26 protein-coding genes are annotated in these 23,562 nt (G+C 59.4%); 12 read left to right on the top strand and 14 right to left on the bottom strand.

All coding sequences use genetic code 11. The features are described from left to right. Positions 1 to 39 precede the first annotated feature (39 nt). The 3 genes from NE357_RS10910 (at position 40) to NE357_RS10920 (ending at position 3,562) form a co-directional block, all read left to right on the top strand. A complete protein-coding gene (locus NE357_RS10910) occupies positions 40 to 1,323 on the top strand; it encodes an NAD(P)/FAD-dependent oxidoreductase (RefSeq protein WP_064382334.1) in 1,284 nt (427 codons plus the stop codon). Positions 1,324 to 1,669: 346 nt separating this feature from the next. Further along, positions 1,670 to 2,218 (top strand): cupin domain-containing protein, encoded by a 549-nt coding sequence (locus NE357_RS10915; RefSeq protein ID WP_011333561.1) that lies wholly within the window; start codon positions 1,670 to 1,672, stop codon positions 2,216 to 2,218. A gap of 324 nt (positions 2,219 to 2,542) precedes the next feature. After that, the gene (locus NE357_RS10920; RefSeq protein WP_169429847.1) at positions 2,543 to 3,562 is read left to right on the top strand and encodes a DUF4062 domain-containing protein; all 1,020 of its coding nucleotides are present in this window, start codon (positions 2,543 to 2,545) and stop codon (positions 3,560 to 3,562) included. A 234-nt stretch (positions 3,563 to 3,796) separates the two neighbouring features. On the opposite strand, the gene NE357_RS10925 is transcribed toward NE357_RS10920, so the two are convergent. The 3 genes from NE357_RS10925 to NE357_RS10935 all read right to left on the bottom strand — a co-directional run bounded on the left by NE357_RS10925 (position 3,797) and on the right by NE357_RS10935 (position 5,385). Further along, positions 3,797 to 4,330 (bottom strand): hypothetical protein, encoded by a 534-nt coding sequence (locus tag NE357_RS10925; protein WP_169429848.1) that lies wholly within the window; start codon positions 4,328 to 4,330, stop codon positions 3,797 to 3,799. 154 nt (positions 4,331 to 4,484) lie between these two features. Continuing rightward, the gene (locus tag NE357_RS10930; RefSeq protein ID WP_169429849.1) at positions 4,485 to 4,847 is read right to left on the bottom strand and encodes a hypothetical protein; all 363 of its coding nucleotides are present in this window, start codon (positions 4,845 to 4,847) and stop codon (positions 4,485 to 4,487) included. 256 nt (positions 4,848 to 5,103) lie between these two features. Continuing rightward, the gene (locus NE357_RS10935) at positions 5,104 to 5,385 is read right to left on the bottom strand and encodes a fructose-bisphosphate aldolase (RefSeq protein WP_169429850.1); all 282 of its coding nucleotides are present in this window, start codon (positions 5,383 to 5,385) and stop codon (positions 5,104 to 5,106) included. 581 nt (positions 5,386 to 5,966) lie between these two features. On the opposite strand from NE357_RS10935, the gene NE357_RS10940 reads away from it, so the two are divergent. From NE357_RS10940 to NE357_RS10960, 5 genes are all read left to right on the top strand, one after another. Then, positions 5,967 to 6,386 (top strand): hypothetical protein, encoded by a 420-nt coding sequence (locus tag NE357_RS10940; protein WP_169429851.1) that lies wholly within the window; start codon positions 5,967 to 5,969, stop codon positions 6,384 to 6,386. 63 nt (positions 6,387 to 6,449) lie between these two features. After that, positions 6,450 to 6,863, top strand: a complete 414-nt coding sequence (locus NE357_RS10945) for a hypothetical protein (protein ID WP_169429852.1) — start codon at positions 6,450 to 6,452, stop codon at positions 6,861 to 6,863. A gap of 201 nt (positions 6,864 to 7,064) precedes the next feature. Next, a complete protein-coding gene (locus NE357_RS10950; RefSeq protein WP_169429853.1) occupies positions 7,065 to 7,454 on the top strand; it encodes a hypothetical protein in 390 nt (129 codons plus the stop codon). A gap of 15 nt (positions 7,455 to 7,469) precedes the next feature. Further along, the gene (locus tag NE357_RS10955; RefSeq protein ID WP_169429854.1) at positions 7,470 to 7,892 is read left to right on the top strand and encodes an HD domain-containing protein; all 423 of its coding nucleotides are present in this window, start codon (positions 7,470 to 7,472) and stop codon (positions 7,890 to 7,892) included. Positions 7,893 to 7,931: 39 nt separating this feature from the next. Beyond that, positions 7,932 to 8,951, top strand: a complete 1,020-nt coding sequence (locus NE357_RS10960) for an AbrB family transcriptional regulator (RefSeq protein WP_169429855.1) — start codon at positions 7,932 to 7,934, stop codon at positions 8,949 to 8,951. Positions 8,952 to 9,447: 496 nt separating this feature from the next. Here the strand turns inward: NE357_RS10960 and NE357_RS10965 are convergent, their stop codons facing one another. From NE357_RS10965 to NE357_RS10975, 3 genes are read right to left on the bottom strand one after another with little or no spacing between them, the layout of a single operon-like run. Continuing rightward, positions 9,448 to 10,476: a DUF2955 domain-containing protein gene (locus tag NE357_RS10965; protein WP_169429856.1), complete on the bottom strand. Its 1,029-nt coding sequence runs from the start codon at positions 10,474 to 10,476 to the stop codon at positions 9,448 to 9,450. Beyond that, entirely contained in the window at positions 10,466 to 11,563 is a 1,098-nt protein-coding gene (locus tag NE357_RS10970) for an HlyD family secretion protein (protein WP_169429857.1), read from the bottom strand. The genes NE357_RS10965 and NE357_RS10970 overlap by 11 nt, the downstream gene beginning before the upstream one ends. Further along, on the bottom strand, positions 11,556 to 13,109 hold the full coding sequence (locus tag NE357_RS10975) for an efflux transporter outer membrane subunit (protein ID WP_169429858.1): 1,554 nt from the start codon (positions 13,107 to 13,109) through the stop codon (positions 11,556 to 11,558). The genes NE357_RS10970 and NE357_RS10975 overlap by 8 nt, the downstream gene beginning before the upstream one ends. Positions 13,110 to 13,240: 131 nt before the next feature. Here NE357_RS10975 and NE357_RS10980 point away from each other — a divergent pair, with 131 nt between their 5' ends. Next, the gene (locus tag NE357_RS10980; RefSeq protein WP_169429859.1) at positions 13,241 to 13,756 is read left to right on the top strand and encodes a transporter suffix domain-containing protein; all 516 of its coding nucleotides are present in this window, start codon (positions 13,241 to 13,243) and stop codon (positions 13,754 to 13,756) included. A 40-nt stretch (positions 13,757 to 13,796) separates the two neighbouring features. On the opposite strand, the gene NE357_RS10985 is transcribed toward NE357_RS10980, so the two are convergent. Continuing rightward, complete coding sequence (locus NE357_RS10985; protein WP_169429860.1) at positions 13,797 to 14,573, bottom strand: NAD(P)H-dependent oxidoreductase; 777 nt, start codon at positions 14,571 to 14,573, stop codon at positions 13,797 to 13,799. Positions 14,574 to 14,657: 84 nt separating this feature from the next. On the opposite strand from NE357_RS10985, the gene NE357_RS10990 reads away from it, so the two are divergent. From NE357_RS10990 to NE357_RS11000, 3 genes are read left to right on the top strand one after another with little or no spacing between them, the layout of a single operon-like run. Next, complete coding sequence (locus NE357_RS10990) at positions 14,658 to 15,551, top strand: LysR family transcriptional regulator (protein ID WP_169429861.1); 894 nt, start codon at positions 14,658 to 14,660, stop codon at positions 15,549 to 15,551. Positions 15,552 to 15,570: 19 nt separating this feature from the next. Continuing rightward, positions 15,571 to 15,753: a hypothetical protein gene (locus tag NE357_RS10995; RefSeq protein ID WP_169429862.1), complete on the top strand. Its 183-nt coding sequence runs from the start codon at positions 15,571 to 15,573 to the stop codon at positions 15,751 to 15,753. Between the two features lie 42 nt (positions 15,754 to 15,795). Beyond that, positions 15,796 to 16,581, top strand: coding sequence for a DeoR/GlpR family DNA-binding transcription regulator (locus NE357_RS11000; RefSeq protein WP_169429863.1), 786 nt, complete (start codon positions 15,796 to 15,798; stop codon positions 16,579 to 16,581). 162 nt (positions 16,582 to 16,743) lie between these two features. On the opposite strand, the gene NE357_RS11005 is transcribed toward NE357_RS11000, so the two are convergent. The 7 genes from NE357_RS11005 to fdhD all read right to left on the bottom strand — a co-directional run bounded on the left by NE357_RS11005 (position 16,744) and on the right by fdhD (position 23,416). Then, entirely contained in the window at positions 16,744 to 18,027 is a 1,284-nt protein-coding gene (locus NE357_RS11005) for an NAD(P)/FAD-dependent oxidoreductase (RefSeq protein ID WP_169429864.1), read from the bottom strand. A 147-nt stretch (positions 18,028 to 18,174) separates the two neighbouring features. Then, complete coding sequence (locus NE357_RS11010) at positions 18,175 to 19,539, bottom strand: glutamine synthetase family protein (protein ID WP_169429865.1); 1,365 nt, start codon at positions 19,537 to 19,539, stop codon at positions 18,175 to 18,177. Positions 19,540 to 19,961: 422 nt separating this feature from the next. Continuing rightward, a complete protein-coding gene (chrA, locus tag NE357_RS11015; protein WP_169429866.1) occupies positions 19,962 to 21,308 on the bottom strand; it encodes a chromate efflux transporter in 1,347 nt (448 codons plus the stop codon). 70 nt (positions 21,309 to 21,378) lie between these two features. Beyond that, positions 21,379 to 21,840: a molybdopterin synthase catalytic subunit MoaE gene (gene moaE, locus NE357_RS11020; RefSeq protein ID WP_169429867.1), complete on the bottom strand. Its 462-nt coding sequence runs from the start codon at positions 21,838 to 21,840 to the stop codon at positions 21,379 to 21,381. A gap of 3 nt (positions 21,841 to 21,843) precedes the next feature. Further along, positions 21,844 to 22,095, bottom strand: coding sequence for a MoaD/ThiS family protein (locus NE357_RS11025; RefSeq protein ID WP_169429868.1), 252 nt, complete (start codon positions 22,093 to 22,095; stop codon positions 21,844 to 21,846). Further along, the gene (moaC, locus tag NE357_RS11030) at positions 22,092 to 22,577 is read right to left on the bottom strand and encodes a cyclic pyranopterin monophosphate synthase MoaC (RefSeq protein WP_169429869.1); all 486 of its coding nucleotides are present in this window, start codon (positions 22,575 to 22,577) and stop codon (positions 22,092 to 22,094) included. Before moaC ends, NE357_RS11025 begins: the two co-directional genes overlap by 4 nt. Continuing rightward, a complete protein-coding gene (fdhD, locus tag NE357_RS11035) occupies positions 22,574 to 23,416 on the bottom strand; it encodes a formate dehydrogenase accessory sulfurtransferase FdhD (protein ID WP_169429870.1) in 843 nt (280 codons plus the stop codon). The genes moaC and fdhD overlap by 4 nt, the downstream gene beginning before the upstream one ends. Positions 23,417 to 23,562: the final 146 nt, after the last annotated feature.

Below are 23,562 nucleotides of genomic sequence, written 5' to 3' on the forward strand. Positions count from 1 at the left end.
GTGGGCGCCGGTTTTTCCGGCGTCCCTCGGAGAACAATAATGAAACAACAACACGTCAACAGTTATTACGCCGCCACCCGCAACGAAGTCATCGACTTCCCGACGCTTGAAGAGTCGGTGGAGTGCGATGTCTGCATCATCGGCGCCGGCTACACCGGCCTGTCCTCGGCGTTGTTCCTGACCGAAGCCGGCTACAAGGTGACGGTGCTGGAAGCGGCGAAAGTCGGCTACGGCGCCAGCGGTCGCAACGGCGGTCAACTGGTCAACTCCTACAGCCGCGACGTCGACGTGATCGAAGAGCGCTACGGCGACAAGACCGCCGAAATCCTCGGCAGCATGATCTTCGAAGGCGCCGACATCATCCGTTCGCGCATCAAGGAATACGACATCAAATGCGACTACCGCCCGGGCGGCATTTTCGCAGCGATGAACAACAAACAGCTCAAGGGGCTCGCCGAACAGAAGCGCAGTTGGGAGCGTTACGGCAATAAAAACCTGAAGATGCTCGACGCTGCGGACATCCGCCGCGAAGTCGGCTCCGACGCCTACGTTGGCGGTTTGCTGGACATGCAGGGCGGCCACATCCACCCGCTGAACCTGGCCCTCGGTGAAGCCGCGGCCATCGTGCGTCTGGGCGGCAAGATCTACGAGCAATCCGCTGCCGTGGAAATCAAATACGGCGAGCCCAACGTCGTGCGCACCGCCAAAGGTCAAGTCCGCGCCAAGTACCTGCTGATCGCCGGCAACGCCTACCTGCCGCAAGGCCTCGACAACCGCGTGACGGCCAAGAGCATGCCGTGCGGCTCGCAGATCTGCGTCACCGAACCGTTGACCGAAAAACAGGCCCGCAGCCTGATCACCAACAACTATTGCGTCGAAGACTGCAACTACCTGCTCGACTACTACCGCCTCACCGCCGACAACCGTCTGCTCTACGGCGGCGGCGTGGTCTACGGCGCCCGTGAACCGGACGACATCGAAACCCTGATCCGCCCGAAGATCCTCAAGACCTTCCCGCAGCTCAAGGACGTGAAAATCGACTACCGCTGGACCGGCAACTTCCTGCTGACCATGTCACGCATGCCGCAATTCGGCCGCATCGAGAAAAACGCCTACTACATGCAGGGCTACAGCGGCCACGGCGTCACCTGCTCGCACCTGGCCGGCAAACTGATCTCGGAAATGATCCGCGGCGACGCCGAACGCTTCGACGCTTTCGCCTCCCTGCCGCACATGCCGATGATTGGCGGCCGTACCTTCTCCGCGCCACTGACCGCCCTCGGCGCCGTGTACTACTCGCTGCGCGACCGTTTCGGCATCTGATTTACCTCCCCGGCGGTGGCCCCGCACAGGCGCCGCCGGTTTTTTCTGACACCCCAAGCTCAAACTGTGGGAGCGGGCTTGCTCGCGAAAGCGGTGTGTCAGCCAACACTCATGTCGGCTGACACACCGCTTTCGCGAGCAAGCCCGCTCCCACAGTTGCCGTATTACCAAGGCAAGAAGGACTTTTCACCCACCGTCCATCGAACCTGCTGAGCAACACCGACAAACGTGATTTAATAGCCGCCTTTCACGGTTCCGGGACACGGGAGCAACGTGATCCGCGCGACCTGCGCGGCACCCGCCACCCACCCCCATTGCCCTTAAGTCGTTCTCACATAAGGCTGTCATGGATACGGGTTCTCGACTCAAACTAGTACGCGAAAGCTACAAACTCTCCCAGCGCGAGCTGGCCCGGCGTAGCGGCGTGACCAATGCCACCATCTCCCTGATCGAACAGAATCGTGTCAGTCCTTCCGTCAGCTCACTGAAAAAGCTGCTCGAAGGCATCCCGATGTCCCTGGCCGACTTCTTTACCTTCGACCAGCCCCCTCGCGAACACCAATATGTCTTCCGCGCCAACGAACAACCCGACCTCGGCCGCCACGGCCTGCGCCTGCTGCTGATCGGCGCCTCTGTCCCAAGCCGCCAGATGCGCTTGCTGCGCGAGCAATACGCACCGGGCGCGAGTTCGGGGGAAGAGCCGATTGTTCACGCGGAAGGCGAGGAGTGTGGGTTGGTGACGCGCGGCACCGTGGAGTTGACGGTGGATGGGCAGGTGAGCGTGTTGAGTGCGGGGGATGGGTATTATTTTCCGACGACGCTGCCGCACAAGTTCCGGAATATCGGGGCGGATGAGGCGGAGATTATCAGTGCGAATACGCCGGCGAATTTTTGAGACGGATTCTGAAGCTCCTCAGTTTGTTCGACTTCGATAGCTAAAGAACCGCAGAAATGCGGTTTTTTATGCGGTAAATTTCTTCAGGGTTTGGACTTTTTGTTTGTGATTTTATGTGATATTTATATATTATTATTTTGATTCAAAAGTTGTACGTGCTTCGAGTGTGAATGATCAAAAAACTAGAATTTTGAAGTGTCAGATCTCGATATTTACGCTTGCGGGTTCGGATGGGTTTTGATTCTGGCTAATGTTGTTGAGTTTAAAGCTGTTTTTTGTATGCGATATTTTTTCTGATGGAGTTTTAAAGTCTGAGGAGGCTAAGTGAGTAGTAAATATCAAATATTTATCAGCTCCACCTATGTTGATTTGAAAAGTCCAAGAGACTTAGTAATAAAAGCTGTTCTTGAGATGGGGCATATCCCCGTCGGGATGGAGATGTTTAGTGCGGCGGATGAGCAGCAGTGGAGTATCATTAAGCGGCAAATAGATCAGAGTGATTATTATGTTGTCATTCTTGCTCATAGATACGGGTCTGTTACAGGGGAAGGCATAAGTTATACAGAAAAGGAATATGATTATGCGGTTTCTAAAGGTATACCAATATTAGGTTTTGTCTTGGATTCTGGTGCAATGTGGCCAGCCAAGCACACCGAAACTGAAGCAGCGCAGGTTTTATCTTTAGGCCAATTCCGAAACAAGGTTAAGTCTAGACCTGTTTCTTTTTGGAAAAATAACGATGACTTGTATGGTAAGTGTTCAATCGCACTGATGAAGGCATTTACGGCATATCCGCGCGAAGGGTGGATAAGAGCTTCGCAGCATACAGATACTCTACTGACGAACGAATTAACCCGGCTGAGTTCTGAGAATGCAAAACTTCGCGAGCAACTGGAAAAAGTTTCCGGTAGTAAGGATGAAAGCCGAGCCAGGGAGGAAAAAAAGAATATTCAGATTCTAAAGTCGAATAAAAGAGAGATTTTCGTATTCAAAAAAGGTGGCGCTGATTGGGAACTGGCAACAGAGGCAGATTTGTTAAGTTTGTTTCTGTGTTTGGCTCCAGAAATGCTTGTCGAAATATCTACCTCGGAAATTGCAGAGCACGCTGCTGTTGTTCTTTGTGGCATTCCGGAGAAGGACTTGCGAGATGAGTTTCCGGTACCGACGAACGCAGTCAAGGAGTGGATGGCTGATTTTGCAACTTTGGGGCTGGTTAAGCCCTCCGAAAAGAAGAAGCCTATAAAGAATACCAATGAGTACTGGACGTTGGCTGAGCAGGGTAAAAGTATACTTGGTGCAATAAGGCGGGCGCAGTTGGAGCTTGCTGTGGCTGATGATGTTTGACTCACGGTAATGGATTGGCAAAATTCATTCCTGTTTTTAAAAAAATAAAAAGGTAACTAAATAAAAAAGGTGACAGATTTATTTTTTAATATGTCACCTTAAGTCTAAAAGGTGACAGATCTATTTTACTGCTAGCCAAAAACATGGCATGAAAAGGTGACGACAAGAACAGGTGGTAGATTTATTTTTTGCTGGGCGTGATTTCAGGAGTTGGTTTTATGGGGGAGAGTGGGGTTAATTGTTTTCCCATAGTTCTTCGACCTCAATAAGGCTGCACTTGCGATCGAGCGATATTTTTCGTAGGCCAGTAATTATTCTCAGATACGATTCGTGTGTGGTTATTTCTTTTATCGTTTCTTTTGAGTGAGTGTCTTCGAATATGTGGTGGGTGTTTTTATATTTTTTCTTTATACCTTTCCACAATCCTGAGTCGATTGGTGGGTGTAAGCACTCGCGAACATTAATGCGTCCTCCGTCTCCAATGTAGCAATAGGTTTTCAAGTAAATGTTTATTATTTTTGCCGCCCACCCAAATTGATGTTTGAGTTTTTCGCAAGTCGTTGTCAGAGTGAGTAATGTTTCTTCGTGCCAGTTTTCGAATTCTTCACGCGTTATTGGGCCGCGGGATTTGTCGAGGATGTCGGAGAAGTCAATTCTCTTGAGAATGCCATATACATCAACTCGGCTTTTTATGGGAGAGCCGCTTCGAAGTGCTGAAAGTACAGTCCATTCTGCGTAGCTTTTGATTATTGTGTGGCGTGCTTGCATAGCAGTTCTCCTCAGTTGTTTTTTTGTCTGGACGGGTACTTTATGACCATAATGTCGCTCAGCTGGCCACTATATGATCAAAAAAGACCAAAAGGTGAAAGATTTATTTGTGTGGTGTTTTATAGATCTGTCACCTTTAAGTTTCGTACTTTAACTACCATGTAAGGCTTTTGTTCTTAGCTTCAAAATTTTTCTTATACATCATCCATATAGTGCTGTAATTACACATGTCAATTTTCTCGCAGTAGTCATGAATCACTGCGTTCATTATTTTCCGATCAGTGGCTTTAGTCGCTTCTTTGAAGGAGTCAAGATTCTTCTTTTCCATCATGCGAAGAGTACTTTCCTGACACATGTCGATTTTTTCGCAGTAGTCCTTCCTCACCGTTGCGGTGATGGAATCAATGACCTGTTGTTTCTGTGCTTCTGACCCGTCGAAATCCATCGGATTGAGAATGGTCGCGGCGGAACAAGAAAATGAGCTGAAGAATGTGAGAATGCAGAGCAATTTTTTCATGGAGATATCCTTTCCTCGTCTACTGTTGCCGTGATCGTCGCTGATCAGGATCGAAGATCCTCAGTACACCGATCAATTGCCGGATGTCAGAGTGCCACTAAGTTTTTGTCAGTGGAAGACGTTCAGACCAAAGTCGCTAGCCGGCGGAGCCGCAGCCGATTTTGCGACTGAGTTTCTACTCCGCCCCATCCAAAGGACTAAAAAACCGCGATATCGCGGTTTTTTATGGTTTCAAAGGGAGGGGAGAACGCTTGGGTCAGGATTCAATTGCTCGTTGCCCAATTACCCGAAATACATCCCTCACGTCCTGCACCAGGATTCTCGCGATCGTGGTGATGGTGCTGATGTCGTGTTCGGAATGGTCGGGGAGGCTGGTGCACGCCATGAGATCTAAATACTTGAGGACTGCCTCGAGGCGTTCGGATGCGCAGGCATGTAGGTCACTTAAGGGGGCTTCGGCATTAATCAGCAGGACAGGGTGATCCGAAGCCGGATAGGACATGTCAACGCAGTGGTAGAGCGGTTTTTTGTTCGTCATGGTGCTAATCCTTTTAATGAGAAGAATTGCCACCGTCCTGCTGCGAAACAAAATGGGTGGCAGCTATGCGCGGGTTCGCAGACCGGAGGATTAACACCAAGACCCGGCAGACCCGAAGGTCTCCCACGCACAACCGCCATAAAGATTGCGCAGCCGAGAGTCGGCCGTGCCAGGCGGAACAGGGTGTCAATCTTAAGGGCTGCGAAACCCTATCGCCAAATTCGTTCAGCGACAGACCCACTCTAGGCATCGATCCCCACCGTCGCAATCAGCCTGTAGGACGTGAAATCACCACGAGTGGCCAGCGCTTTAGCTCCCGGTAAGCGACGCAACCGGCGTAAATCAAGGGCTACGGAGTGTCAGGGGAAAATGACTCGCCGAGTTTGGAACCGCTTCGCAGCCCCGTAAGAACAAGCTCCCTCACCACGAGCAGTCATTTCCTACGCTGTTTTCAGATCCCGAAATTCATCACATATTCCTGCCCCGGAACTTTCCCCAAAACCGATGTCAATTTGATGGCGTGTCGCGACGCTCATTTGAAACGGATAAACCTGTTTCCTGGCAAGCCAAGGAAGTGTGAGATGAAACTGATTCTTGCGATGTTGTTGATGTTCAGCGGTTATGCGTTCGCCGGTTGCGGCAGCATCAGTGACCCTGATCAGCGGGCCTATTGCGAGGGTACGAACGGCGGTACTTGTGGGCGGATCAGCAATATGGATCTGCGTGCGTCCTGCGAATCGCAGAGGAGCGGTGGCAGCTGCGGCACCATTAACGATATGGACATGCGCGCTTATTGCGAAGCCAGAGCCCGGGGTGGCAGTTGCGGGACGATCAACAACATGGATATGCGTGCGGCATGCGATGCGGAGACGCACGGCGGCACCTGCGGAACTATCAATGACATGGACCAACGCGCACTGTGCGAGGCTAGGAAGGGTGGTAGCTGCGGAAGTATCAACAACATGGATCTGCGCAACCAGTGCGAAGCCATGAAGCGATGATTTGTGTGTGACCTGGATCACCCAGTGCCAGGCTGTTTCCCGGCAAACCCAAGGAAGTGTGAGATGAAACTGATTCTTGCGATGTTGTTGATGTTCAGCGGTTACGCATTTGCCGGTTGTTCTAGCATCAACGACAGCGATCAACGCAGCTATTGCCAGGCCACGCAGGAAGGCAGTACTTGCTCCTCGATTCGGGATAGTGATTTGCGTGCGTCTTGCGAAGCGGAGAAGGGCAGTACTTGTTCGAGCATTCGCGACAGCGACCAGCGCGCTTACTGCGAGGCGAAAAAAGGCAGCACTTGTTCGAGCATTCATGATTCGGATTTACGCGCAACATGTGAGGCTGAGAAAGGCAGTACCTGCTCCAGCATCCATGACAGCGATCAGCGTGCATTTTGTGAGGCGAAGAAGGGCAGCACTTGTTCGAGCATCCATGATTCGGACCTGCGCAATCAGTGCGAAGCCATGAAACGCTGATCCATCGGCCTCATTCCAAACGCAAAAAGGGACACTCAACGGTGTCCCTTTTTTACGGGCGACTGAAACGCAATTCCCGGACTACCCAGTCAAACTTTTCACTTGCCACGCACCGGCTCATCGCCAAAGGTTCCCCCCATCCACCCCACGTCGTAGACTGCGAAACAAGTTGTAACGCCTCTCCCACGGACGGAACCGCGCATGATTCAAATCGGCAGCCGCAACAACGCCCCCACCGCGCAGCACAAAACCCAAGACATTTACATCTTCAGTATCGACCTGTCCCGACCGGCGACGCCGTTCTGCTTCGAGCAATCGATTGGCGGCGGACATGTCGAGCAGGGCGGTGCACGGTGGTTGGCGTTGGATGAGCTGGATGGCTGGCCCGGCGAATCGCGGGAGCATTTGAAGAAGTCCGGTTGTGCCTGGGTGGCCGAATTGATGGACGCGCATTCGGGGGAGAGTCAGGCTGATCTGGTCTCGCTGATCCTCCAGCGCTATGCCGAGCCGGCACAGCCAACCGGGCGTTTGCAGGCGATTGGGCGCTGGTTCAAGCGCCACTTCTATATTGGCGGCCGGTACGGCGTCTGACCCGAGGAAATACCCATGACTCAGACTCTAGAACGCGCCATCGCGATTGCCGCCACAGCCCACGCGGGGCAGGTGGACAAGGGTGGTGCGCCGTACATTTTGCATCCGCTGAAGGTCATGTTGCGCATGAGCAGCCTGGAAGAACGCATCGTCGCGGTGCTGCATGATGTGGTCGAGGACTGCGGCATCAGCCTGGAGGATTTGCGCAAGGAAGGTTTCAGCGAAGCCGTTTTGTCCGCCATCGAATCGGTGACCAAAGTGCCCGGCGAATCCTATGAGGACTTCGTCGAGCGGGCGGCGCAGAACCCGATCGGGCGGGTGGTGAAACTGGCGGATCTGGAGGAAAACAGCGACCTGTCGCGGATTGCCTTGCCGAGTTGGGAGGATCTCGAGCGGATCGAAAAATACCGGCGGGCGATTGGACGGCTGCGCGCCTGACTTAACTGAAAAGCACCTTGAATAGCCAGGAAGGCGACCATGAAATCCATTCTGTGTTTGTTGATTGCTGCCGGGTTCGGCGCACTGTTGCAGTTCGAAGGCGTGCCCCACGGTTTACTGCTGGGCTCGATTCTTGTCACCGCACTTGTCGTGACTAAATTTGGCATCGCACCGGCGACGCCTTATGGTCTGGGCTACATCCAGGTCACGCTGGGTATCGCTACCGGGCTGATGTTCGAAGCGTGGGACAGCGCGACCGTCTCGACGATGTTGCCGAGCCTCGGCGTGTTGCTGCTGTGCCTGGCAGTGCAAGTGGCGCTGGCCGCCTGGTGGCTGTCGCGCGGTGCGGGGTGGAATCGCACGGATGCGTTGCTGGCAGTGTATCCCGGGGCGCTGGCGGCGGTGTTCGATTTGCTGGAATCGCATCAGGCGTCGAGCAAGGTGATCATCGTGCACTTGATGCGGCTGCTGCTGATCACGGTGCTGGTGAGTTTGCTGATTCCCGGAACTGCACCGGCTCCGGCGGCCGAAGTTGATCCCCTGTCCACGGGCATGGCGTTGACCGTGCTGGCAGTGATCGGCTTGAGCGTGGTGGTCGGGCGTTTGCTGCTCGCCGTTGGCGTGCCGGCGCCGTTCATGTTGACGGCAATCATCGTCACCGCCGTGTTTGTGAAATCAGGGTGGCTGCAGCGCTTTCACATGCCGGACTGGAGTTTGAATCTGGCGGCGCTGATTCTCGGTGTGCGGATCGGCTCCCGTTTTCAGGGATTGGGCCTCGCGGAACTGGGACGTCATGGCCGCACGGCGCTGGTGTCGGTCGGTTTGATGATTCTGGTCGCGGCGGTTTTTGCATTGGCGGCGGCACGGTTGCTGGGCAGCGATGCGTTGTCACTGTGGCTGGCGTACATGCCGGGGGCGATTGAAACCATCGCGATTGTGGCGTTCGCCGGCGGGTTAAATGTGGTGTTTATCCTGACTCACCATCTGGCGCGGATGGTGGTGCTGCACTTTGCGCCGGCGTTGCTGGTGCAGGTTCGGCGGGTTAGAGAGGAAACCTGAACAGCTTTTTGGCGTTTAGCAAAATGCCCATTTTTCAAATGGGCATTGGTTAAATAGCATCAATGGTTACTTCAACCACTTGTACAAGCGATAGCCGCCATAGCCTGCCACCGCGATTGCAGCCGCTGGCCAAGCTGCTGCGGTGGCGACTGCCATCACACCTGCAGCCATTCCGCCTCCTCCTGCAGCAACTGCGCCACCTCCGAGAGTGGCTAAGGCGGAAGTCGTTGCAGCGGCGCCACTTAAGCCAGCCGCGTTAGCGACCGCGACTGCTCCGCCATACACCATCGAAGCGTTAGCTATACCTGCTGCTGCACCAGTTGCAATGGCGGAGCCTGCTACTGTTTTGTCACCAATTTCCATGTGTTTACCCCTACTCAATGTGTGTCATGGAAACTATAAGCCATCACTTTGATATCATTCCATATCTTTTTAAAGGTTTGGATCCAAGGCGAAAAAATCAATGCGCCAGGGTTGGGTGACAACTCCAATCTGGTTACAACGTCACGCCCTGACGGTTGTCCCGGTGCGCGACAAGCAAATGCATCATCACACCACTGTAAAGCGTCACCAGAATGAACAACCCCATGCGCACCGCGAACGCGGTGTAGACGTCCTTGCCCGCCGCGCTGTCCTCAACGGACTGGCCGAGCAGGATGATCATGGTGATCAGGGTGTTGAGCCAGAACCCCGGCGTGAGCTGCGTCGGGTGCAGTCGATAGAGTTTGCGCGCCAGAAACAGCCCGAACAGCAGCATCCACAGAAAGAACATCCACAGGTGCACGAACAGGCTCAATGCACACCAGAACAGCACCGCCAGCAGTCCGCCGAGCAAGGTTGAGCCGAGCAGTTCGCGCCCGGCGTGGTGGGTGCGGGTGGTGGTGCTCTGCTGGCCGAGGCTGACGGCTTTGAGGATGATCGGCAGGTAGCTGGCGGGGTCGATCAGCACCAGCAGGAAGGTCGGCAGCACGATCAATGTTGCGCGCATCGCTACGCGGGGCACGTCTTCGGCGGGCAGGGCGGGCGTGGGTGGTGGCGCGGGGCTGTTGGCCGGTTCCGGGAACAGGACGTGGCTCAGCCCAACGATGACGACGGCCAGCAACAGGCCTTTGACCAGCGCGCCGATCACCGCCATGGCCAGCTCGAATGAGGCGAAGCCGGCGGCGGAGATCATGGTCATGCCGATCACCAGGAATGTCATGATCAGCACGTTGCCGCCGCGCAAACCGTAGGTGAATACTCGAAACAGACCGACACCGATCAGCAGCACGCCGCACACCGGGTAATAACGCAGCAACGGCACCAGCAACAGGCCGAGACTGGTGGTGAGCGCGGCAACGAACGTCAGCACCAGCGCGGTTTTGGCGGGCAATGGCCGGGGCATGCTCGCCAGCAGCAACACCGCGAGCACCGGCGACAAAAACGACAGCGGCAAGGCGAGGCCGTAACTCGCAGCGGTGCACAACGCCGTGCCGCAAGCCAGACGCAGGGCCCGTTGCGCCGGAACGCTGCGCTCAGTAGGCATACGATAGCCAGCTCATCGACCAGACAAACATCCGCCCGAGTGGATTGAGCAGATTGCCCTCGCTGGGAAATGCCATGACTTCCGCCTGGCCGCCAGCGCGAATCGAACGGCTTTCGAACAGACGCTTTTTCGCCTCTTCGCTGAACTCGATGATCACCGGAAAGCGCTGCGCCGGGCGCAGCCAGTCGCGGCTGTTCTGGATCGTCGGCAGGGTGCCGGGCGGCGGCGTCTGGCCGACGCTGACGCCATAACCGACGCTGCGCACCCGGCCGTCGAGCACTTCGCCGGGCAGGGCGTCGAGGATGATCGATACTGGCGTGCCGGGCTTGATCCGGCCGAGGTTGTTCTCGGTGAGGTCGGCGCTGACCCACACGTCCTGGATCGTGATCAGCGTCATCACCGGACTGCCGGCAGCGGCGAACTGGCCGACGTCGGTGCGCAGGTCGGTGATCAGTCCCGCCGAGCGCGCGCCGATGCGGGTGTTGGCCAGATCCAGTTCAGCCTTGGCCAGCGTGGCGGCGGCGCTGAGCAGTTTGGCGTTGGTGTCGGTGTTGCCGCCTTCCTGCTCCTGGGCGCGCAGCACTTCGGCCCGGGCGGCGGCAACCTGGCTGACCGCCGCTTCGTGGTTGGCCCGTGACACTTCCAAAAGCCGAACCGAAACCGTACCCGGATCCTCCTTGTACAAACCCTCCAGCCGCCGATTGTCCTGGCGCGTTTTAAGTTCATTGGCCTGCGCCGCTCGCAACGATGCCTGGGCCGAAGCGATGCCGGCGGTGCTGGCGCCGACCGTGCGCCGGGTGTTTTCCAGGTCGGCGCGGGCCCGGTCGACGGCGATTTGCAGTGGTTGCGGATCAAGCTCGAAGAGGATGTCGCCAGCCTGCACGTCCTGATTGTTGCGCACGTTGACCTTGATCACCCGCCCCGCGACTTCCGCCGCCACCGGGATCACAAACGCACCGACCCGCGCCTGCTGGGTGTAGGGCGTAAAACGGTCGGCCAGCAGATACCAGACCAGGCTCAGCACAATCACCAGCAGCACCCAGCGGATGCCTTTTTTCGCCGGATCCGGCGGCGCTTCATCACTCATGGCGGTCTACCTGCGAGGGAATCGGATAGGTCGGTTGGGGCGGCGGGGCGCTCAGCAGATCGCCCCAGTCGGTGCGTTGCTGCATTTGCTGCCGGGTCGCTGAATCAATCTGCGGCCCGGCGCTTTGCCAGCCGCCACCGACGGCGCGGTACAGGGCGATCAGGTTGCTCACGGCGTTGCTGCGGCTGACCAGATAGTTGTCCTGTAGCTCCAGCAACGCCCGCTGGGCATCGAGCACCCGCTGAAAGTCCGAATAGCCTTCACGATATTGAGTGTTGGCCAGCACCAGCGAACGCCGCGCCGCACCTTCGGCCTCGCCGAGAATGCGCTCGCGTTCCAGCGCTTTGGTCAGGCCGCTCGCGGCATCGTCGGCCTCGCGGGCGGCCTGACGGACTTTGTCGCGATAGGCTTCGATCAGTTGCTGCAAGCGCGCATCCTGCACGCGGATGTTGTTGTGGATGCGGCCGTAGTCGAACAGGTTCCAGCGCAGGCTCGGGCCGCCGATCAGGTCGAGACTGCGCGGCGTGGCGCCGAGGGTGTCGCTGGACCAGACGATGCTGCCGAGCAAGGTCAGCGACGGATACAGATCGGTCTCGGCCACGCCAACCAGCGCCGATTGCGCGGCAACGTTCAGTTCCGCTGCGCGCACATCGGGGCGGCGCAGCAGCAGGTTCGCCGGAACGTCCTGCAACACGGCGCGATCCACCAGCGGAATCAGCCCCGGTTGTTCCGCCAGAAACGCCGCGCCACCGGGCGGCTGGCCGACCAGCACCGCCAGCGCATTGCGGGTACGCAGCAATTGATCTTCGAACGCCGGAATGCTGCTCAGGGTGCCCAGGTATTGAGTCCTGGCCTGTTGCAGGTCGAGTTCGGCGGTCTGGCCGCTGCGAAAGAGTTTTTCGGTGATCTCGAAGTTACGCTTTTGCTGGGCGGCGTTTTCCCGAGCGACTCGCAGCCGGGCTTCTGTGGTGCGCAGGGCAAAGTAGGTGTCGGCCACTTGAGCGCGCAGCAGCACGAGGGCGTCTTCATAGTTGGCCTGGGCGGCGAAGTAGCTGGCGTCGGCGGATTCGATGGCGCGGCTGAAGCGGCCCCAGAAATCCAGTTCCCAGCCGACATCGAACGCGGCGCTGTGCTGCCAGAAGTGCAAGTCCTGCGGATTGCTGCCGCCGGACTGGTGGCGGTCGATGTACAGGCTGTCGGCGCTGGCCTGTTGCAGTTGCGGGTAGCGACCGCTGTCGGCGATGCCCAGTTGCGCCCGGGCTTCGAGCACCCGCAGGCCGGCGATTTTCAGGCTGCTGTTGCGGGCTTCGGCGTCGCTGATCAAACGGTCGAGTACCGGATCGGCAAACACCTGCCACCACTGGCGCAGATCCGGCAACGTGCCGCGTTCGCTGGCCTGTTCCAGCGCCGGGCTTTGCCACTGCTTGCTCCAGACCTCGGCCGGCGGCTGGAAATCCGGGCCCAGCCGCAGGCAGCCGCCAAGGCTCAGGGCACCGAGCAGCAGCAGGTGGCCGGGACGGATCAGCAGGGCTGGCGTTGCAGGCATACCGGGAGGCCCCAGCGGGAAATGTCACTGGAGCATAGACCGCAGATTGCCGGTTGATCGAAGCAATCAACTGCTACGCTTTTTCAGGCGAACACCACCGAACCCCGCCCCGGATAAAAAGGTAGGAAGCCATGGACACTGCTCAAGAACCGCTTGCCCCCACCAGCGCCAACTGGCGTTTCAAGGTCGGCGTGGCAATCATCTGCCTGATGCTCGGTTCGTGGCTGATGGTGCCGATTGCCGCCGCCCTCGATGTGCCGGGCTCGAAAGTCGCGGCGCTGACCGGGGTGTTGTTCATCAGCAATAAAGTGCTGTTGCTGCTGGTGATCGCGGTGATGGGCAAGGCCGGGTTCGCCGAACTCAAGCGCACGATCGGCCACTATATTTCCGGCGTGATTCCGACCCCGGTGGCCGAAGTCAACCCGATGCGCCACAAGATCGGCGTGGTGATGTTCTGCCTGCCGCTGCTGTCGTCCTTCCTGGAACCGTATTTCGACAATTTCTTCCCGGGTGTGCGGCCCAACCTCTGGCAGATGCAGGCGCTGGGCGACTTGATGTTCGTCGGCAGCTTTTTCGTGCTGGGCGGCAATTTCTGGGACAAGGTGCATGCGCTGTTCGTGCGCAAGGCGCGGGTGGTGGTGGAGTAAAAAAAACAGGGGCCAAGCCCCTGTTTTTTGAGGTGGGAGGTTATTTGAGGTGGGCGGCGAAGCCTTCGCTGCCCGGCGCAATATCATCCTTCAAGGTCAACGCCGGAATCTCGTAATCGCCGGCATTCTGCCGCCGAAATCCGATCGGCCGCGTACTCCACAACTCATCCAGCCGCGCACCCAGCTCCTTGCACGTTTGGGTAAACCGCGCCTCATCCATTTTTCCGGTGCGATAGACCACGAACGGCGGCAGCACCTCGAAGCCCGGGTAATACAGAATCCCGTGATGAATCGGGAACAGCAGATCATCGATCGGGCCGTTGATTCCGCGCGGGCTGTAGTGCGATTCCCAACCACCGGCGGTCACCATCAGCATCGCCCGTTTGCCTTTCAAGGTGCCTTCGCCGTAGCGGTCGCCCCAACGAGAATCCGAATGCTCGCCGACACCGTAAGCAAATCCGTAGGCGTACACGCGCTCGACCCAGCCCTTGAGAATCGCCGGCATGGAAAACCACCACAGCGGAAACTGCAGGATCAGGGTGTCGGCCCACAGCAGTTTGGCCTGCTCGGCGGTGATGTCGGTGGCTTGCCGTCCTTGTTCGAAGGCGAGTTTCGAATCGAGGGACGCGTCGAACGGGCGAGTGCTGTCGCGACCCGGGCTGTCATCGGCGTCGAGGCTGGCTTTCCAGTTCATGGCGTAGAGATCGGAAACCTGCACGGTATGGCCGGCGGCTTCCAGGCGCTGGACGGTGAAGTCCTTGAGCGCGCCGTTGAGCGATTGCGGTTCGGGGTGGGCGTAGACCAGTAGCACATTCATGGTGAGGCTCCGTTGCTGAGTGACAGCAGGATCGGCGCCCGGCAGGTATATTGGAAATGAATGTCTGATATGTCTGGTATAGCCATGAATAATTTGAGACGGCTGGATGTCAACCTGCTGCTGACCCTTGATGTGCTGTTGTCCGAGCACAACGTCACCCGCGCCGCGAAGAGGCTGCACCTGTCGCAGCCTTCGGTGAGCGTGCATCTGGCCCGGTTACGGGAGATTTTTGGCGATCCACTGTTGCTGCCAGGACCCCGTGGCATGCGCCCGACGGCGCGGGCCGATGAATTGCGCGAACCGTTGCGCGAGGCGCTGGAAGCGTTGGAGCGGGCGGTGGCGCCGGCCAGTCCGTTCGACCCGGCGCAGGCGACCCACACCTGGAAAGTCGCGGCCTCTGACTATGGCGAATCGACCATTCTGCTGCCGGCCCTCGGCGGGCTGCGCACCCAGGCGCCGGGCACGCGACTGGCGGTGCTGGACCTGTCGCCCCGGCAACTGGTCAAGCAGGCGGAGCAGGGCGTGATCGACCTGGCGCTGCACACCAGCGAGGATGCGCCGCTGGAGCTGCACCGGCGTGCGCTGTTCACCGAACGTTATGTACTGGCCGGTCGCGCCGGGCACCCGAAACTGCAACGCAAGCCGACCCGCGCGCAGTTCTGCGAGCTGGAGCATGTGCTGGTGTCGCCGGAAGGCGGAGGTTTTTTCGGGGTGACGGACAAGGCGCTGGCGGAGGTGGGGCTTACGCGAAACGTGGTGCTGTCGGTGCCGCACTTTCTGTTGCTGATGTCGGTGCTGGCCAGCACCGATCTGGTGGCAATGCTGCCGTCACGGCTGGCGCGCGGCAATGCCGCGCTGCAAGTGGTCGAGCCACCGCTGGAAGTGCCGGGCTACGAAATGGCCATGCTCTGGGCCGAGCGTTCGCATCGCGACCCGGCGCACAAATGGTTTCGCGAGCATCTGGCGGCGTCGGTCTGATCAGGCGTGCCCAAGCGCAATGGCAAACGACACGACGACCATGCAGGCAAAAGCGAAATTGAGGTTCATCGGTATTCATCCTGGTCCTTTTGAAAGTGGGGCCATTCTGCCGGGCTCGGGTCAAAAGAAAAAATTCGGCTTCGTGATTCCAATGATCGAAGCCATTGATACCAGCGTTGTGTTTGCCGGTTTGCCTGGCTAAGCTCGCACAAACCTGCAATTAAAAGCACAAACAGGCAAAACCATGCACGATCATTCCGCTTCCGAGCTTCCTTCCCTGCGTCGGCAGAAAATCCTTCTGATCCTCGAACGTGACGGCAAGGTCATGGCTTCCGAGTTGAGCCAGCATTTTGCGGTGTCCGAAGACACCATCCGCCGCGATCTCGCCGAGCTGGACAACGCCGGGCTGGTGCAGCGGGTGCATGGCGGGGCGCTGCCGAGGCCCAAGGACACCGGCAAGGACTACTTCACCCGGCTGGACGAGATCGACGAGGTGAAGATTCGTCTGGCGCAATTGGCGGCGCAGCAGGTGCGGAACGGGCAGACGGTGATGTTCGACTCCGGTTCCACCTCGTTGCAGGTGGCGCGCTCCTTGCCCAGGGACATCAGCCTCACGGCGGTGACAGCGTCGCCGATGACGGCGATTGCGTTGTCCGAATATCCGGGCATCAAGGTGATTCTGGCGGGCGGGCAATTGAATCCGAAAACCATGTCGGCTGGCGGTCATGAGGCGCTGCGGCTGTTGTCGGGGATCAAGGCGGATCTGGCGATCACCGGGGTCTGCGCGATTCATCCGGAGGTGGGCATCACCTCGTTGCACTTCGATGAAGTGCCGGTCAAGCAGGCGCTGCTCGACTGTGCGACGCGGGTAATTGCCGTGACCACGGCGGACAAGCTCGGGGCGGTGGAACCGTTTGTGGTGGCGCCGTGCGAGCGCTTGCACACGCTGATCACCGAACGGCATGTGGCGTCGGGGAATATTGAGGACTATCGGCGGTTGGGGATTGAGGTTGAGCAACTGCAGGATTGAGTTTTGTGGTGAATTTAAAGGCCCCATCGCGAGCAAGCTCGCTCCCACAGTGTCCGAGGCGTACTCAAAACTCAGGTATGCCCCAAACTTTGTGGGAGCGGGCTTGCCCGCGAAGAGGCCAGTCGATCCAATGCATAAACTGGCACGCGGTCGAGGAATCAATCAGCGCAGTTTTTCCAGCATCTGGTAGTACCACATGCCGGCCGCCAGCATCGGATTCCCCAGCAGATCGCCCATTGGCACGCGAATGTGCGAGCACGCGGCAAACGTGTCGAACTGCTGCATCTGCCCGGTGATCGCCTGGCTCATGATCTCGCCCATGATGTGGGTCGTGGCGATGCCGTGGCCGGAATAGCCCTGGCAATACCAGACGTTGTCCGAGAGCTTGCCCAGTTGCGGGATGCGGTTGATGACGATGCCCATCGCGCAGCTCCACTGGTAATCGATCTTCACCCCTTTGAGCGCCGGGAAGGTCTGTTCGATGCACGGCCGCAGTTCGCCGGCGATGTCCCGTGAATCCTTGCCGCTGTAGTTGGCGCCGCCACCGAACAGCAGGCGGCCGTCAGCCGTGAGCCGGTAGTAGTCGAGGACGAAGCGGCAGTCGTAAACGGCAAGGTCTTCAGGGTTGATCTGCTTGGCCAGATCGCCCAGCGGTTCGGTGGTGACAATGCCGCCCATGGCCGGGAAGATCTTGCCCTTGAGCTGGCCCGGTTCGAGCTTGTGGTAGACGTCGCCGGCCAGCAGCACCTGATTGGCGTCGACCTGTCCGTGGGCGGTGCGCACGCCCGGGCTGTCGCCATGAATGATCTCCAGCACTTCGCTGTTTTCGAAGATCAGCGCGCCGAGGCTTTCCGCCGCCCGCGCCTCGCCGATACACAGGTTGAGCGGGTGCAGGTGCATGTTGCGAGTGTTCTTGATCGCGCCGTGATAGAGGTCGCTTTGCAGCAGGTCGCGCACCTGGCTGCGGTCGAGCAGGCTGACGTCATCACCCATGCCGCGACGCACGGCTTCGTCATAGTCGCTGCGCAAACCGGCCATGTGGCTCGGCTTGTACGCCGCGTGCAAATGGCCGTGCTTGAGGTCGCAATCGATCGCGTATTTCTCGACCCGTTGCTGGATGATTTCGTGGCCGCGCCAGCGCAGGTGCCAGATGAAATCATCGACCTCATCGCCCAGGGTGTTGCGCATCTGTTTGCGCATCGCGCCGTCGCCGGACAGGCTGCCTGTGACTTGGCCGCCATTGCGCCCGGTGGCGCCCCAGCCGATCTTGTGGCTTTCGACGATGGCGACTTTCAGGCCTTTTTCGGCCAGTTCCACGGCGGTGGCGACGCCGGTGAAACCGCCGCCGATGATCACCACATCGACCTGGTGCCGGCCTTGCAGGGTCGGGTAGTCGGTGTCGCGGTTGAGGGTTGCGGTGTAGTAGGAATTGCTGCGTTCGGTCATTTTAAGTTCCACACAAAATTCGGGAGGCAAAGTGCAGTCCTTGTGGGAGCCAGCCTGCTGGCGATGAGGGCCTGTCAGACACATGGATGGTGAAGGACGCACCGCTATCGCCAGCAGGCTGGCTCCCACAGGGTTCAGTGGGAGGCGTCAGGCTTCGGTCAGGTACCAGCGCCAGTCTTGCTCGCCCACTTCGGCCATGAACTGCCGGTATTCCGCACGTTTCACTGCCAGATACACCCCGAGGAATTCCTGCCCCAGCGCATCCCGCGCCCACACCGAGTTTTCCAGTGCCGTGAGCGAAGTCAGCCAATCGGTCGGCAGCAATTCTTTCGCCTGCGCGTAACCGTTGCCTTCCACCGGTTCACCCGGATCGATGTGTTCTTTTATGCCGCGATGAATGCCCGCCAGGATCGCCGCCGCTGCCAGATACGGGTTGGCATCGGCGCCGCAGATGCGGTGTTCGATGTGCCGGGTGTTGGCCGGGCCGCCGGGTACGCGCAGGCTGACGGTACGGTTATCGACACCCCAGGTCGGCGCCAGTGGTGCATAACTGTTGGCCTGGAAACGGCGGTAGGAGTTGGCGTTCGGGCAGAACAGCAGCAGCGAATCGAGCAGGGAGGCGAGCATCCCGCCAATCGCCGTGCGCAGCAGCGGGGTGCCCGCCGGGTCCTCGGAGGCAAACAGATTGCGCCCCTCGGCATCCGCGAGGCTGACGTGCATGTGCATGCCGGTGCCGGCCAGGTGATCGAACGGCTTGGCCATGAACGTCGCCTGCATCCCGTGCTTGTGTGCTACGGCTTTGACCAGCCGTTTGTAGCGCACGGCCTGGTCCATCGCCTCCAGCGCATCGCCGTGTTCGAGGGTGATTTCCACCTGGCCCGGCGCGTATTCCGAGATCGCCGTGCGCGCCGGAATGCCGTGCAGTTTGCAGGCGCTGTAGAGGTCGGCGAGGAACGGTTCGATCTGTTCCAGCTCACGCAAACCGTAGACCTGGGTGTGTCGCGGTCGACCGCCGTCGGCATCCAGCGCCGGTTGCGGGCGGCCGTTGTGATCGCGTTTGGCGTCGAGCAGATAGAACTCCAGCTCGCAGGCCATCACCGGGTGGTAACCCTCGGCTTTCAAACGGTCGATGACCTTGATCAACAGGTGACGCGGGTCGGCAATGCTTGCCGGCATGCCTTGTTCCGGGTGCATGCTGACCTGCACCGCAGCGGTCGGAATCTGCCGCCACGGCAGGCGCACCAGACTGCCATCCAGCGGATAGGCGCGGCAGTCGATGTCGCCGACGTCCCACACCAGCCCAGAGTTTTCCACGTCTTCGCCCTGCACGGTCAGGCCGAGGATGGTGCTCGGCAGCGGGCGACCGCTTTCGTACACGGCGAGCAGTTCTTCGCGGTGCAACAGCTTGCCGCGGGGAACGCCGTTGGCATCGAGGATGAACAGCTCGATCATGTCGATGTCGGGGTTCTGCTCGAGAAAGCTACGGGCGTCTTCAATGGCTGCGAATTTCATAATCAATCACTCACGATGGCGCCGCACAGGCGCGCAGATTCGGCCTGGACGCAGCTCGGCAAAAGGCGCGGGCGTCCTGGCAGGGATATCGAAAAAGAGAAGGAGCTGTCGCGATTTTTACCGGCGCGATCAGACGGGCAGGCAGATATCCGGCGGGCGTGCGGAGTGACGCAGCTTGGAACGGCTCAGGGCCATGGGGAGATTGACGATGCGATTCATGCGCGGCCCCCGTGAAGGTGGGCGCACAGTGCAGAGACGTTCAACGATTCTGATTGTTGGAGTGACGTGCTCATGACGCGTGTTTCCGTTGGCGGAAAACGTCGGCGGCGGGAGCGTCCCGCCATGCCGGTGTGGCGGGATAGTAAGGGGGAAGTCCGGGATAAGTAAACGCCTGATTCCGATGCGCGCGGCAAGCCACCGGTTCAGCGCAACAGATGAAACCCCAGCCCGACGAGGGCGCAAACGATCAACACCTCGATCACCCCGCGCTTGAAGATAAACAGCCCGAGGGTGGCGGCGAGGGCGAGCAACAGCGCAAAAAAGTCAGGCTGTCCGGCAAAACCGTTGGGCCAGAACACATGCCAGGCGAAGAAGCACGCCAGATTCAGGATCACCCCGACCACGGCTGCGGTAATCGCCGTTAGCGGTGCGGTGAACTTCAGTTCGTTGTGCGTCGACTCCACCAGCGGCCCGCCGGCGAGGATGAACAGAAACGAGGGCAGAAAGGTGAACCAGGTCACCAGTGTCGCCGCCAGCGCACCAGCGGCAAACGCGTGCTCCGGGCCGAACGTCGGTTGGACATAAGCCCCGACGAATCCGACGAATGCCACGACCATGATCAGCGGCCCCGGCGTGGTTTCGCCCAGAGCCAGTCCATCGATCATCTGCGTCGGCGTCAGCCAGCCGTAATGCCCGACCGCGCCTTGGTACACGTAGGGCAGCACGGCATAAGCGCCACCGAACGTGAGCAACGCTGCTTTGGTGAAGAACCAGCCCATCTGGGTGAAGGTGCCGCCCCAGCCGAACAGCGCCGTCAGCAACGCCATTGGCAGACACCACAACAACCCACCGCCCAGCACCAGACGCAGCAGCCTCGGCAGGCTGAACCGTGCATGTTCAGCTGGCGGAGTGTCGTCATCGATCAGTGCCGGGCCGAAGGACTTTTCGCTGCCGCGATGGCCGCCATTGTTGAACCGATGAGGCGCCCAGCGTCCGCCGAAATAGCCGATCAGTGCCGCGCCGAGCACGATCAGCGGAAACGGCACGTTGAAGGCGAAGATCGCCACGAACGCCGCCCCGGCAATCGCCCACAGCCAGCCATTTTTCAAGGCCCGGGAGCCGATGCGATGGGCTGCGTGCAGCACAATCGCGGTCACCGCCGGTTTGATCCCGTAAAACACCCCGGCCACCGCCGGCACGTCGCCAAACGCGATGTACACCCACGACAGGGCAATCAGGACCAACAGCGACGGCAGCACAAACAGCGCCCCGGCCAGCACGCCGCCACGGGTGCGGTGCAGCAGCCAGCCGATGTAGGTCGCCAGTTGCTGGGCCTCGGGGCCGGGCAGCAACATGCAGTAATTGAGCGCGTGCAGGAAGCGCCGCTCGGAAATCCAGCGCCGGCGCTCCACCAGTTCCTGATGCATGATCGCGATCTGCCCGGCGGGGCCGCCGAAGCCGATGCAGCCTAGTTTCAGCCAGAAGGGCCAGGCCTGGCGCAGGCTGACAGGCTCGGGCCGGGGCAAATCCTCAGGGGGCGTTGTGCTCAAGTGCGACTCCACGTTCGATTGGTGCGAGCCGCTATCAAATCAGGTTTTTGTTGCATTCGACAGTACCCGGTCAGGCATGCGCCAGACTCCAGCGAAACGCCGCATTCTGATCACTCTTCCGCGCCTCGACCCAATGCGAACCCTCGGGCGTGGTCTCACGCTTCCAGAACGGCGCACGGGTCTTGAGCACATCCATGATGAACGCACAGGCCTCGAACGCCGCATGCCGATGCTTGCTGCTGACGCCAACAAATACGATGGGCTCGCTCACCGACAGCGCGCCGACCCGATGCACGATCTCCACCGCCAGCAGCGGCCAGCGTTCGCGGGCCTGTTCGGCGATCTGTTCCAGAGCCTTCTCGGTCATGCCCGGATAGTGCTCCAGAAACAGCTCGGTCACCGACTGCCCGACGTTCAGATCCCGCACGTAGCCAATGAAATTCACCACCGCGCCTACCCGTGGATTGCGCGCATGCAGGTCGGCAATCAACTGACCGGCATCGAAGCCTTTACGCTGGACTCGAACACTCACGCCTCAACCCCCCGTGACCGGCGGAAAAAACGCAATCTCGTCGAAATCCTCGATCGCCTGATCCGGCTGGCACAGCTCCTGATTCACCGCACACATCAGGTTGCCGGCGCCGAGCACTTCACGCCAGATATCGCCGCGCTGCATCAGCATCTGCCGCACGTCCTCGACACAGGCGAGGGTGTCGCTGGCCGGAATCTTTTCACCGCCCAGATTGAGCCGGTCACGGTAGCTGGCAAAGTAGTTGATCAGAATCATTGCGGGTTCTCCCATTGAAAGTGGCCAGAGCGGCCGCCCTGTTTGCTCAGCACACGGATGTCGCCGATGACCATTGCCCGGTCCACCGCTTTGCACATGTCGTAGATGGTTAGCGCGGCGACGCTGGCGGCGGTCAGGGCTTCGAGTTCGACGCCGGTCTGGCCGGTGAGGCGGCAGGTGCTGGTGATCTGCACGCGGTCCGGCTCGCAGGCCTTGAGCTCGACGTGGATCGAACTGAGCAACAGCGCATGACACAGCGGAATCAACTCGTGGGTGCGCTTGGCCGCTTGAATCCCGGCGATCCGCGCCACGGCGAACACATCGCCCTTGGGGTGGCCGTTGGACTGGATCATTTGCAGGGTTTCCGGGCGCATCTGCACCCAGGCTTGCGCGGTGGCTTCGCGGCGGGTCGCGGCTTTGTCGCTGACGTCGACCATGTTGGCGCGACCCTGATCGTCGAGGTGGGTGAGGGTGTCGATCATGCGCTGGGCTCCTGGATCGGGCTGTAGATTCGCGGGGCGTTGCGGTGCGGGACGTGGATCAGGTTCAAGCGGTGCTTGAGCGCCCAGCGCACGGTCAACGCGGTGGGGGCGGACAGGCTGACCAGGGTGCCGAAGCGGGCGCGCACGGCTTTGTGGATCAGTTCGAGGCTGCAACGGCTGGTGACCACGACGAAGCCCTGACGCGCATCGAGGCCTTCGAACTGAAGGGCGCCAATCAGCTTGTCGAGGGCGTTGTGGCGGCCGATGTCTTCGCGGCACAGCAGCGCTTCGCCGTCTGCGTCGAAGTACAACGCCGCGTGCAGGGCGCCGCTGCTGCGGGCCAGTTGCTGGGCCTGTTCGATGCGCTGGCGGATACCGTCGAAGTGCGCGGCCGGTGGCAGCGGTGTCGGGGTCAGGATTTCCAGTTGCGGCAACGCCTGCTCAAGGGCTTCCACGCCGCAGAGGCCGCAACCGCTGGTGCCCGCCATCTGCCGCCGATGATCTTTCAGAGCCCAGAATGCACGACTGGAAATCTGCACGTCGGCCTGGCAGGCCTGGTCGAAATGGGTCAGGCGGATGTCATGGATATCGTCGAGGCTGTCGACAATGGCGTTGCTCAGGCTGAAGCCGCGAATGAAGTCTTCGATGTTGCCCGGCGAGACCATCATCACGGCTTGATTCAAACCGTTGTAGCTGATGGCCAAGGCAATTTCCGCCGCGAGGGCTGCGTGGGACACCGGCGCGTCGTCGAGGTATTCGCGGTAGGCCACTTGCGCCGGTTGTGGCGCGGGGGCGTTGGCGTCGCCCGGCTCGATGAGTTGTTCAACTTGGCACAGCATCTTGAAAGTCCCCGAAGCGCTGAAGTGGGTTCAGGCTACGGGGCAGGGAAAAGTGCGTCCAATCGCTTGTTCCGATGCAGTGATTGGATTGGTCGATCACTGCGGGTGAACCTGAAGACGTTGCACCGAAGTGCAACTTTTCAGGG

The organism is Pseudomonas sp. G7(2022), assembly GCF_052660475.1.